The 11809-nt window shown below is 41.6% G+C and carries 12 protein-coding genes and 1 pseudogene; 8 read left to right on the top strand and 5 right to left on the bottom strand.

Annotation, left to right across the window (positions count from 1 at the left end; all coding sequences use genetic code 11):
- Positions 1-26 precede the first annotated feature (26 nt).
- Positions 27-1019, bottom strand: coding sequence for an IS110 family transposase (locus W293_RS0106045; protein ID WP_025651576.1), 993 nt, complete (start codon positions 1017-1019; stop codon positions 27-29).
- 254 nt (positions 1020-1273) lie between these two features.
- Between W293_RS0106045 and W293_RS16960 the strand changes: the two genes are divergently transcribed.
- Positions 1274-1621, top strand: a complete 348-nt coding sequence (locus tag W293_RS16960) for a transposase (protein ID WP_198015425.1) — start codon at positions 1274-1276, stop codon at positions 1619-1621.
- 3 nt (positions 1622-1624) lie between these two features.
- On the top strand, positions 1625-2062 hold the full coding sequence (locus W293_RS16160) for an integrase core domain-containing protein (protein ID WP_084212278.1): 438 nt from the start codon (positions 1625-1627) through the stop codon (positions 2060-2062).
- A gap of 7 nt (positions 2063-2069) precedes the next feature.
- Here the strand turns inward: W293_RS16160 and W293_RS0106035 are convergent, their stop codons facing one another.
- On the bottom strand, positions 2070-2954 hold the full coding sequence (locus W293_RS0106035) for a LysR family transcriptional regulator (RefSeq protein WP_025651575.1): 885 nt from the start codon (positions 2952-2954) through the stop codon (positions 2070-2072).
- Between the two features lie 99 nt (positions 2955-3053).
- On the opposite strand from W293_RS0106035, the gene W293_RS0106030 reads away from it, so the two are divergent.
- On the top strand, positions 3054-3809 hold the full coding sequence (locus tag W293_RS0106030) for an SDR family oxidoreductase (protein ID WP_025651574.1): 756 nt from the start codon (positions 3054-3056) through the stop codon (positions 3807-3809).
- Between the two features lie 84 nt (positions 3810-3893).
- Positions 3894-4949, top strand: a complete 1056-nt coding sequence (locus W293_RS0106025; RefSeq protein ID WP_227502384.1) for an SDR family oxidoreductase — start codon at positions 3894-3896, stop codon at positions 4947-4949.
- Between the two features lie 421 nt (positions 4950-5370).
- On the opposite strand, the gene W293_RS16155 is transcribed toward W293_RS0106025, so the two are convergent.
- A complete protein-coding gene (locus W293_RS16155; protein WP_025651572.1) occupies positions 5371-6990 on the bottom strand; it encodes a potassium/proton antiporter in 1620 nt (539 codons plus the stop codon).
- 172 nt (positions 6991-7162) lie between these two features.
- Here W293_RS16155 and W293_RS0106015 point away from each other — a divergent pair, with 172 nt between their 5' ends.
- Positions 7163-7522, top strand: a complete 360-nt coding sequence (locus tag W293_RS0106015; protein WP_025651571.1) for a hypothetical protein — start codon at positions 7163-7165, stop codon at positions 7520-7522.
- A gap of 746 nt (positions 7523-8268) precedes the next feature.
- Here W293_RS0106015 and W293_RS0106010 read toward each other — a convergent pair.
- On the bottom strand, positions 8269-8727 hold the full coding sequence (locus tag W293_RS0106010) for a DIP1984 family protein (protein WP_025651570.1): 459 nt from the start codon (positions 8725-8727) through the stop codon (positions 8269-8271).
- 27 nt (positions 8728-8754) lie between these two features.
- On the opposite strand from W293_RS0106010, the pseudogene W293_RS17600 reads away from it, so the two are divergent.
- Positions 8755-8938 (top strand): annotated as a pseudogene (locus tag W293_RS17600) (DDE-type integrase/transposase/recombinase); the annotation flags it as partial.
- A gap of 461 nt (positions 8939-9399) precedes the next feature.
- Here W293_RS17600 and W293_RS0106000 read toward each other — a convergent pair.
- The gene (locus tag W293_RS0106000) at positions 9400-9846 is read right to left on the bottom strand and encodes a hypothetical protein (RefSeq protein ID WP_025651568.1); all 447 of its coding nucleotides are present in this window, start codon (positions 9844-9846) and stop codon (positions 9400-9402) included.
- A gap of 253 nt (positions 9847-10099) precedes the next feature.
- Here W293_RS0106000 and W293_RS0105995 point away from each other — a divergent pair, with 253 nt between their 5' ends.
- On the top strand, positions 10100-10519 hold the full coding sequence (locus tag W293_RS0105995; protein WP_025651567.1) for a hypothetical protein: 420 nt from the start codon (positions 10100-10102) through the stop codon (positions 10517-10519).
- A 79-nt stretch (positions 10520-10598) separates the two neighbouring features.
- Positions 10599-11764, top strand: a protein-coding gene (locus W293_RS0105985) for an IS3 family transposase (protein WP_156915601.1) whose coding sequence is annotated in 2 segments (ribosomal slippage) — positions 10599-10857 and positions 10857-11764 — 1167 coding nt in all. Because the reading frame shifts where the segments join, the coding sequence is not laid out codon by codon here.
- The last annotated feature ends 45 nt before the right edge of the window (positions 11765-11809 follow it).

The raw sequence follows: 11809 nt of genomic DNA, 5'->3' as shown, positions 1-11809 counted from the left end.
AGAGATACCATCTTAAAAAAGCCAAATCAAGTGCTAATTAGCTCAACTCTTGCTTGGTAAGGTTGCTGATGTTTAACCACGCCGAAACAAATATGCACAAGCTTACGCATCGCCGCACAGACAGCCTGCATTTTGCACTTACCGTTAGCAAGCAGTCGCTCATACTGCGCCTTAATGTCGGGATTATGCTTAATGGCGACTAGCGCCGGCATATACAATTTAGCTCTTACGGCACTTGAGCCATTCTTTGCTAAGCGAGACTTGCCCTTAAATAGCCCTGATTCACTATGCTTGGGAACTAGACCTAAAAAGGCTGCCATTTGCGACGCTTGACTAAACTGCTTATTATGCATCAGCGACATCATCTGCTTTGAGACAACAGGGCCGACGCCTTTAATAGTTTGTAGCAGATATTGGTCTTGCTTTAAATTGGGATGACCATCGATATGGTCATCAATATCACCATTGAGCTTAACAATGGCGGCTTGCAAAGAGACTATCATCTGCTCAATAGACGCTTTAACGATAGGAGCGGTGTCTGTGGCCTCCGTTTTTTCCAATCGATTCAGCTCACGTTGTAAGTCTTCTTGTAGCGCGTCTAAGCGCGACAGTAAAGACTTGAGGTGACGCGCCTCTGCTGGCGGCGGTGTCCACAATTTAGGCTTAGCACTATAGGTGTAGCGGGCTAATAACATACTATCTTTCTTATCCGTCTTGTTGCGACTTCCTAAACTAGCAGCATAGCTTTTGACGTAAGCAGGATTGATGATGCTAACGTTAAGCTTTTTATCAAATAGGTAGTAGGCGATGTTCTCGTGATAGACGCCTGTAGCTTCAAGGGTTATGTGGATGTTGTTTAAGTCATCAGTAATGTTAGCAATTAGCCAGTTGATAAGAGCAGCATAGTCACTGTGATCATTTTTAAAGACTTTAGTTTTGAATTTTAGTTTGTCAGTGTCTTTGAGCCATGCAATATCTAGCTTATTTTTACTAACGTCTATGCCTATATAATGTGTCATCTTATTGTCTTCCCTTGTTTATGCAGTGTCACTCATGGCATCTGATAAGATGTCGAGGCACTTGGATACCATTCAGAATATTAAGATGATAGGATGAGCATTGGGCATAATCTCTTACACAGTGTCTAGGCACTAAGGTTATACTCATACTCTCAATGCTCATGAATAACTGCTTTATTTTATCAACTTTCATCGATAGTATTAAGCGATTATTCAAGATACAAGGTTATACTACCCCGAAGAGAATAATTAGTATGACTACCAAACGCCAAAAATACACCCGAGAATTCAAGTTAGAAGCCATTAGCTTAGTCGTTGAGCACAAACGCAAAGTTGCTGAGGTTTCCCAGTCGCTAGGCATTGGTACTTCCACCTTAGACAATAGGTTGACGCGCTACCTAGCGTCTAAGTTTATGAAAGGCATGGGACTAATGAGCTGTCAGCTCAAGACGCATAAATACCAGCAAGCTGATCAAGAACACAAAGCCCATGACAATCTCTTAGATCGCAACTTTAGCCCAGAAGCGCCTAATCAAGTGTGGACAGGTGATGTAACCTATGTCCGTATCAAAGGTGGCTTTAGTTATCTAGCCGTTGTTTGAGATTTGTATGCCCAGCGTGTGGTCGGCTTTTCTATGCCAGACTCACCTGACAGTGCTCTGCCCGCTAAAGCGCTGCAGATAGCGTATCAAACCAGACTTAAACCTAGTGGCGTCCTGTTTCATTCCGATCAAGGTACCCATTACACCAGCAAGAAGTTTGCTGATTCAGTCGCTGGTTGTGACGGTATGATACAAAGTATGAGCCGTCGTGGTAATTGTTGGGACAATGCCCCAACTGAAAGGTTCCTCAGGAGTTTTAAAACGGAGTGGATGCCAAAGAGCGGTTACGAGGATATGGATGCAGCATCGGCCGCCATTATTGATTATATCTGGGGCTACTATCAAACCGTGAGACCGCACCGTTTCAATGATTATTTATCACCAGCAGAAAAAGAGAGACGTTACTTTAACCAAAATCTCTTATCAGCTGTCCTAAATTAGTTGACCACTAAACTTTTAGCCTGTCAACGATAAAATCTATCATCGCCAGTACTCGGTTTGGCGATGGGCGATGTCCGGGGTAGACCGCATAGAGATTGATCAGCTGATGTGTAAAAGAAGTAAGCACACACTCTAAACGTCCTGCTTTAAGGTCTTCCTCAATGTCGAATTCACCTTTTACAACCACACCTGCACCATTAATAGCCCATTGGCGTAGTACACCTCCATCATTGGCCAATCTGTTGCCGGATATTTTAACTGCAAATGATTTTCCTTGTTCGATAAAGTGCCATTCCGATTGCGAAGCGTTGGGACGAGCTAAAACCAGACAGTTATGCTGTAAGAGCTCTCTAGGATGCGTGGGCTTCCCGTTGTTTGCCCAATAAATCGGGGCTGCACATACGTAGCGCTTTTGACTCATTAATCGGCGTGCTTTGAACTCTGAATCGACCAGAGGTCCGGTTCGAATGGCGAAATCAAAGCGTTCACCGATCAGATCCACGACACCATCCGATAGATGAAGATCCACTTTTATTTGTGGGTGTAACTCTAGAAATTCATCAATGATCAATGGTAATCGAGTACGACCAAAATCATTGGTTGCTGTAAAACGAATGGTTCCTCGTAGTGGTCCATTTTGATTAACATGATCAAGCGCTTCTTTTATTTTTCCGAGTATGGAGCGGCAGTGATGCAGAAACTGCTCTCCCTCCGGTGTAAAGTACATGCGCCGAGTAGTACGCATAATCAGTGTTACGCCTACGTACTGCTCTAATTTTTGTAATGCTTGCGTGACTGCTGAGGGAGCGATGTTCCTTTGTCTGGCTACTCCAGCCATGGAGCCGATATCGTGAATATCCACATATATCTGCATTAAGTCAAGTCTGTCCATTATTCAATATTCCTGAATAAATTATTCTTTATATGGTTAATTATTAGTTGATTTAAATATTGTATCATAAAGACCAATTAACGATTTAGGCAGAATAAAATGACAACACCACTGATACAGAGCAATGATGGTCAAGGCTCACTGAAAGGCAGAAAAATTTTTATTGTTGGTGCAGGCTCAGGAATGGGGGCGTCGCTTGCAACGATGGCGGTCGCTCGTGGCGCCAAAGTGGCCTTAGCTGGGCGAAAGCAAGATAAGTTGGATAAGGTTGCAGCAGAACTGGGTGACAGTGTATTAGGTACTTATGCGCTAGATATTAGTGATGCGAAGCAAGTTGATGTAGCACTTGCAGAGCAGGCGCCATACGATCATATTGTATCGACCGCTGCTGATCTGGTGTTTAAGCCATTTTTAGAGTTGTCGGATATGGAGATTCAAAGTATGGTTGCCAGCAAGCTTTACGGTCCGATCAACTTAGCGCGTAGCGCTGATAAGCACCTGACAAATTCAGGCTCTGTGTTATTTTATTCAGGCCTTGCCGCTTATCGACAAGGAGTAGGCTCGTCTATTGTTGGTGTTGTAAACATCGCATTAGAAAGCCTTGTGGCTAATTTAGCCATTGAAATGAAACCAAAACGTTTTAATGTTATTTCTCCCGGAGTCGTCGATAGCGCAACTTGGGATATGCTCAATGATGAAGATAAAGCTGCTCTCTTTAATGATGTCGCTCAATCGCTTCCTGTTGGACGAGTTGGTCAAACGAAAGACCTCTCTCACGCAGCATTGGCTATTCTTGAAAATGGCTTTATTAATGGCACCGTGGTCAATGTTGACGGCGGTGGTCGTATCGCCTAACCTGTAAGACAATTAATTTTTGATACCAGCCACTGCTAGTGGCTGGTTTCTATCAAAAAAGTTGACGTTACCTAAGGAGATATAATGCAACCTCATATGCTTGTCGTAGGTGGTTCAGGTGTGACCGGAAACGGGGCTGTTGTCGCATTACAAGATGCTGAGTGGAAGGTAACAACTCTTTCAAGAGCGATTGAGCCTCCCCATGAGACAGCACATTTATCTGCTGATTTACTTAATAGAGCTTCACTACAGAAGCATTCAGACAGTCTGGCCCATGTGACTCATATTTTTTATGCAGCAATCAAACCCTCCGATGATGCAAAGACAGAAGCGGAAGAAAATAGCTTGATGTTTAAGAATATCATCGAAAGTGTGATAGCCGCTGGGGCGGATTTGAAGCGGGTGATATTCCTGCAAGGGGGCAAGGTTTATGGTGCTCATCTTGGTGTGTATAAAACGCCAGCTCGAGAGGATGATAGCCGTCATTATCCACCAAACCTATATTTTGAACACGAAGACTATGCTCGCACGTTAGAGAGTAAAGGTATCAGGTGGACCGCTTTGCGACCGGATATCATGATTGGTCATTCGCTTGGTTCTGCTATGAATATGGGGAACTTGATTGGTCTCTATGGTACGTTGTGTAAACACTTTGGCGTTGCTATGCAATTTCCGGGTTCTGCAGCGGCTTATAGTGTATTGATCAACTTTACGACTGCGAGTTTATTGGGTGAGGCGGTCGTGTGGGCGGCCGACAACGAAAAGGATGGTGCTTATAACGTTACCAACGGTGATGTATGTCGCTGGAAGTATCTCTGGCCAAAAGTGGCGGAATGGTTCGGACTGGATGTCGGCGAGCCACAGCCAATTAATCTTCAGCAACGTTTGAATCAGGCGTCAGATTCCGAATGGAAGAATATTGCAACTCGATATGACTTGCGAGAGCCTGATATTAATCGTATTGCTCAAGGCAGTTTTGGTGACTTCCTTTTTCATGTCGAAACCGATGGGATATTTGATGTGACGAAAGCTCGTCAGGCTGGATTCAATGAAATGAGTTTGCGTACAGATAATGAAATCATTGAGCATTTAGACAATATGGTAAAAGATGGATTAATTCCCAATCCCCAAACTATGTAATGATTGTTTTTCTCAAATTTTTTTGAAAGTCATCATTAGATTAAAAAAGTTGCTGGGTATCAAGAAGCTGGTGTCGTCACGGACGAGACGTTTAATAACAAGCTGAATGAGATTATCAGTACGCTTTAAGCTTTGATGTAACTGAAAGAGATGAATAAAAAAACACTCAACTTGGTTGGGTGTTTTTTGTTAAATAAATCTCTAGACAATAAGTAAAGGTTAGTACTCTGCTTCACTAACTATTGTGCTATCTTTAGAGTTGTTGCCAAATAACTAAAAGTAGTTTGTTAAAAGGAATTTGAAAGTGGCCGAAAACTCTAAAAAAGAGCAGAAACCACCCTCGATGTTAGAAATGAGTGAAATGCTTGATAGGGTTCGGAGTCAAATGTACCCGTTATCTTACTGTAGTGGTCAAATATTTTTAGACAGTACTTAAGAGGTTTTTGTTGAAATAAAGTCTCTCTTTCTCGCTCGGTGTTAAATACTCATTAAAGCTGTGTGGTCTTACACTTTGATAATAGCCCCAAATATAATCATTTACTGCCTGCTGAGCCTCATCAATATTGTCATAGCCGTTTTTTGGCATCCACTCTGTCTTAAAGCTTCTAAAGAACCTCTCTGTAGGTGCATTGTCCCAACAGTTGCCTCGTCGGCTCATACTATGCGACATACCATTGCACTTGGCTACGCATTTAGCATACTCTTCACTGGTATAATGACCACCTTGATCTGAATGAAACAGCACGCCTTTAGGCTCAAGTCTTATGTGATATGCCATTTTTAGTGCAGATGTGGTCAGCTGGGTATTCGGGCTATCTGACACCCACACTTCATGCTCTTCTTTTGGGCCCTTATTGTTAGGAATACGCACCTTAAACAGATTGGCCATAAAAGGAATGGTCGTCCCTTGTAACACCAACGATAAGACCACCACCCCAAAAGCGATATCAAACAGCATAAAGGCATTGTCCACCCCTGCAATCACTGGCAACATGGCAAGGGTAATGGGCACCGCACCACGTAAGCCGACCCAAGAGATAAAGCCGATCTCTCTATTTTTAAATTTAAACGGTAAAACACTGGTATAGACTGCAATAGGACGAGCCACTAAAATCATAAAGGCAGCAATGGCCACTGAATAAGGCCAAACTTCAAGAACGTTCGATGGCGTGACCAATAGGCCCAATACCACAAATAACACCGCTTGCGACAACCACGCAAAGCTGTCCATCACGCGCATGACATGCTCAGTTGAGCGTACCTTATGGTTGCCAATCATAATACCAGCGATAAAGACCGCGAGAAACCCACTACCGCCCAGTAAGTTAGTGGCAGAAAACACTGCTAAACCCGCCGACATTATTAAAATGGCATACATACCTTCTGCCAAGTGTATTTTGGGTAATAATCGAGATAGGAAATAGCCAAAGAACAAGCCCATTCCTAAACCAAAACTAAGCTGTTGTAATAGTAGGCCTAAGAAGCCTAGCGCTGTCTGTCCGGCAGGATCAACATTTAAAGCAATCAATCCTGTGACTAATAAAATCGCTAACGGGTCGTTGGCGCCCGACTCTAATTCAAGCGTGGCTTGGACACGATCATTTAATTTAACACCGCCATTACGCAGCAGTGAAAACACCGCTGCCGCATCAGTAGAACCAACGATTGCCGCTAGCAATAGCCCAAAGCGCCAATCGACATCCAGCAGCCATGTGACGAATACACCCAGTATCATGACTGTCGCAAGTACGCCCCAAGTAGCCAGTGTGATGGCTGGTTTTAAGCCAACTCGGAATGATTTAACAGAGGTGCGCAACCCGCCATCTAACAAAATACAGGCTAAGGCTGCTTGCCCGACAAAATTGGCTATTGCATATTGAGAAAACTCAATACCCAAGATACCTTCTTCACCAGCGAGCATCCCGACGACTAAAAACAATAGCAAAAGTGGAACACCCAAACGTGCTGATAAAGTGCTCGCCATAATACTGGCAAAAATTAACACTGCTCCTACGAGATACACGATATTTAAGGTATCCATCTTTTATTAAGCCCTATTTTATAATACTAAGCTGAACTAACCAGAACGGGAGTAACATTTACCCATTGCTTTCAACGGTTAATTATTGTTTTAACATGCTCCTTAAGAATAACTGAGCTATGCTTGTATGTTAGTAAATATCTTATTCTATTATTGCTAAACGAGTCATATTATGAAAAAAGAGACACTTACAGGACTATCTATTATTACATTTGCAGCATTTTATATTTGGATTCAAAATGGCAGTAACCCATTTGATGAAAAAAGAAATACTGAACTCGAACAAGCTCAAAAAACATCAAAGATTGCATTGCTAACGAAGTGCCAGAAAGCAGTACAGCCCATGCTTAAAGGCTTTAAGTCTATGGACATTAAACGAAAAAACACAGACTACAGACGATTAAATAATGGTAACTTTGAAGTCATAACACATTACTACGCTGAAGATAGTTTGGATGCGGCTCCGCTCATTATCGTCGACTGCTTATTCGATAAAGATGGCAGTTTATTAGAAACAGCGCAGGTTAAATAACTTCCAGTATAGCTATGGAGCTGTAGTAGATAAGACTTTAAATAACACACCTTTTTCTCAAACTTTTAAGCTGCTCATGCTGCTGGCCATTTGCTCAGCCAGTTTTTTAATGTCAGATTGAGTAGTCATTGCTTATTCTCCTGCTATTGGATTATAAGCAGTTACACAGTTTTTAGGAAAAGCTTCTCAATCTGGCATTAAGTTACTGATTCATTTCGGGTATACCCGAGTGGAAACAGCTATATCACCCTTTAAGCCCATTGATAGACCGTTTAAAATAGACTAATGCAGTAAAACCACTTCAAGCGTACTATTATTACGCCTATAATCTATTGTAAGTATGCCTATGATAAACCGATTTCACTGGTTCGGTACCCTAGTGAGGACTTGAATGGAGTCGTGGATTAGAGAGGTTTAACACGGGGTGTTGAGTTTGGTAAATGCGTAGTACTCGTAGATGACGCTCTTGATAATCGGCGTATCAAGAGGCATTAAACGTAAAGTTGAAACCGACTGTCAGTATCTGGTAGTAAGGTCTAAGTAGTACCTTGTGAGCTGTGACGTGTTCGGGGCATAAGTAGTAAAAAAAGCGTCTACCCGCAACGCATGACAAACACTACAGTATGTTTTCAACCCCCTGTTGTGTAGGTAAGGGGTCTGACACTCGCCCAATCGGTTCCAATAGGTGGTTCTATTCATTTATGACTATAAGAATAGAAAATTATAAATTTAGTAGTCTACAAATCTTATTCAACAAGGTTAATTTGCCAGTTATTGGCTTGAATGACAATATTAATTTTGCGTAGTTTCATCGCCAGGTCATCGGCTTGCTTTTGTAACCCAGCTACTGAGACCATAATATTCCATTTAATTTCACGATGACTATAACGATCTGCCTCAGTGTCGGTCGCTTCAATTGCTTCAATTAATAGTTTGTGGCGCATCTCCAACGCCTCGCGTTCAACCAATAGCGTCAGCATTGATTGATCTTTATCCGTCTTAGCAACTGCATTGGTACGGTGAATACGTTCAATCAAAGTAGATAGCTCAGTAATGACTTGACTAGCCTCAATCATTAGATGACTTGGATCTTCATTTGGCGTATCGCCTTCTTGAACTTTAGCATTACTACGAATACGTCCTTTAATTTGAGCAAGTTTTTTTTGCATATCGCTACGAATAAGTAGGGCTTCTGCGAGTTTCATTTTTAGCTCCTTTTAACACCTTATTAGTATACTGCGTTTATTATAGATGTGTTTGTCCGTATTATTGTTGGCTGGAAGGTGTCTAATCGTATGAACATCGATATGGTGATGGCAGCGTTAAATCAAGCCATTGCAGACAGAAACAACCCAAAAGACGTTATTCATCGTAGTGATAGAGGCGTTCAGTATTTATCTATTCGTTATACTGATCAGATGGCTGATTCTGGCGTTATTACCTTTGTTGGAACGCGGGTAATTCATATGATAATGCATAGTACGATTGGTTATGTATCACCTTTTGAGTTTGAAAAGCAATATTATGATAGTCTTAATGAGTCAGGCAAAGTTGCCTGACTCAAATAAAACGCTCTCCGATATAGTCGGGGCGGTTCAGATAGCCAACTGGTTTAATATTATTCCGGTATATATGGGGTTAAAAAACGCACTAAGGCAGTGATTATTAAGAGTATTAGAAGAAGGAGTTGATATTTTATAAATCGTTCTGGGATAAATAAACACAGCACAGATACTATAAAAATTCCTATAATTTCAATCAAATTAGATAGACTTTGAGAGCCAAATCCTAGCCCAGTTAATACGACCCACAAAAATGATGGTAAGAATACTAGGCTAAATTTTTTCAATGGTTTATTCATAGGTTAGGCTTATCTTCTATGTGGGCGCAATTTCTATTGCACCGGCAACGGCACAACCCTGATATACTTCGCCTGCGTAAGTTAATATTGCAGTAAGTTCATTTTGATAGCCATTGTCATCGATACAAAGGTTATTTTTTATATTCACAACAATAGGCTGTCCATTGATAGTACTCGCGTATTCGACACCTTCAGTATTGACAGAACCAGAACCCACCACGATAACTGTTGCTGTCGTTGGCTTTAAGAAATTCGCCTCTATACTTAGCTCATTTCCTTCAATCACTATTCGCCAAATTTTTTCTTTAGCGGTGTTTCCAAAAGCAGTAAATGCCGCTGACGCTACCGGCACTTCTATTGTAGGCTGCTTACTCAGATCCGTGGTGTCGGCACGATGGTTATTACAAGCCACTAGAGCTAAGCTGCCCGTTAAGCACATTGTCGTTAGAAGCAAAGAACGCATAATTTTTCCTTTAAATATAATAAGAGAACACCACTATTTAGCAGTGTTCTCTTTGTTTACGTGATGAAATTCAGGTTTTTACTACCATAAGTAGGTTTACGGTAGAACTAGAAGTTAGGGTCGTTACAGGTGGCCTTATTCAGTAACTTACCAACGTACTCTCTATATTAGTAATACTAATATAACATATCTATAAAGGTTGACAGTGTGGAGTAAGATAAAATCGTTTTTTTACTGTTTGAGTGTTTAAAATATGAAAAACTTAACTGCTGCTATTCTAATTGCGCTTCCTGTTCTAATGGTAAGTCCTACAGTAATGGCCGCATCTTCAGATGCAGTGGCTAAAACTGTTGATGTTCAATTTAAAAAAGGCGCTAGTTCAGCTAACTATTATGGGAAATTAAAGGGTAGTAAGTACGATTCCTATACATTTTATGCCAAAAAGAACCAAAAGCTTTCTGTTAAAACAACGGCAGGGAATGTGGATTCTTATTTATTTAATAAGAATTTATCAGATTCTGTCAATGTAGGAGAATATTCCTCTGAACTAGATAACCAAGGTTATTACAAGCTTCCATATTCAGGTAAATATGAATTGCGTATTCTTCAGCCACGTTCTCAAGCTTCTAAAGGAAAAACACCTCCATATTGGCTAGAACTATCTATTCTATAGGTATATAAGCTTAATGAGCTATGCTGAAGAAACCGTAGAGATAAACTTGGTAAACTAAGCGTATTAATCGGAGTTTATCATGACCAAGAAAGTAAGAACCTACAGTGACGAATTTAAAGCAGAAGCTGTCAAGAAGATATCAGACAATAATGGCAATATCTCGGCTACCGCAAAGCAGCTTGGCATTGCCATGCAAACGCTATCAAATTGGCATAACAAAGCCAATCAAGGCAAGCTTATCGGCACAGAACAATATGATCCTGATCTTATGACAGCGCTTCAAGAAATAAAGCAGCTCAAGCGACAACTTAAAGTTGCCGAGGAGGAGCGAGAGATATTAAAAAAGGCCACGGCGTACTTCGCGAAAAACAGTTAGTAAAGTACGCCTTTATTAAGGATAACCAGCAGATATTTAGTATCACAGCTATGTGCCGTGTACTAAAGGTTAAGCATTCTAGCTACTACGACTGGCTGAGTCGTGATATCAGCGATCAACAGATACATCGCAACCAGTCTGAGCTGCTGGTTAAAGCCGCGCACAGTGAAACAAAGGAGCGCTATGGATATGAGCGTCTGCATGCGCATCTAAGTGAGCGAGGCCATGACATTAGCCTATACATGGTGAGACGCATCAAAGAAGAGCACGGCATCAAATGCCGACGTCATAAGCGCTTTAAAGTGACCACCGACTCTAATCACAACAAGCTGGTTTATCCAAACGTGCTCGATCAGCAGTTTGATGCCAAGCGTCCTAATGAGTCTTGGGTCAGTGACATTACTTATATCTGGACAAATGAGGGCTGGCTGTACTTAGCAGGGGTCAAAGATCTATACACCAAAGAGCTGGTTGGCTACGCCATTAATAAACGCATGACTGCTGATTTAGTCTGTCGTGCACTAAATATGGCAATCAAGAACAGACGACCAGGCAAAGGGCTGATTGTGCATTCTGACAGAGGCAGTCAGTACTGTAGCCACGCTTATCACAAAATCATCAAGCAGCATCAGTTTACAGGCTCAATGAGTGCTAAAGGCAACTGCTTTGACAACGCACCCATAGAAAGCTTCTGGGGCATATTAAAGAACGAGCTGGTGTATCACCAAGACTATAAAACTAGATTTGCCGCCATTACCGATATCATTGGATATATTGAACTATATTACAACCAAACGAGAACTCAAAAGAGCTTGGGCTATAAATCGCCAAGACAGGTGTGGTTTGATTATTATCGTCAAGCTGCGTAATTAAATCTCCCAAGTTTAACTGTACGGATTTGACGGCAGGGGTCA

It is taken from the genome of Psychrobacter sp. TB67 (assembly GCF_000511065.1).
Lineage (GTDB): Bacteria > Pseudomonadota > Gammaproteobacteria > Pseudomonadales > Moraxellaceae > Psychrobacter > Psychrobacter okhotskensis.
This window is presented reverse-complemented; position numbering and strand designations above follow the sequence as displayed.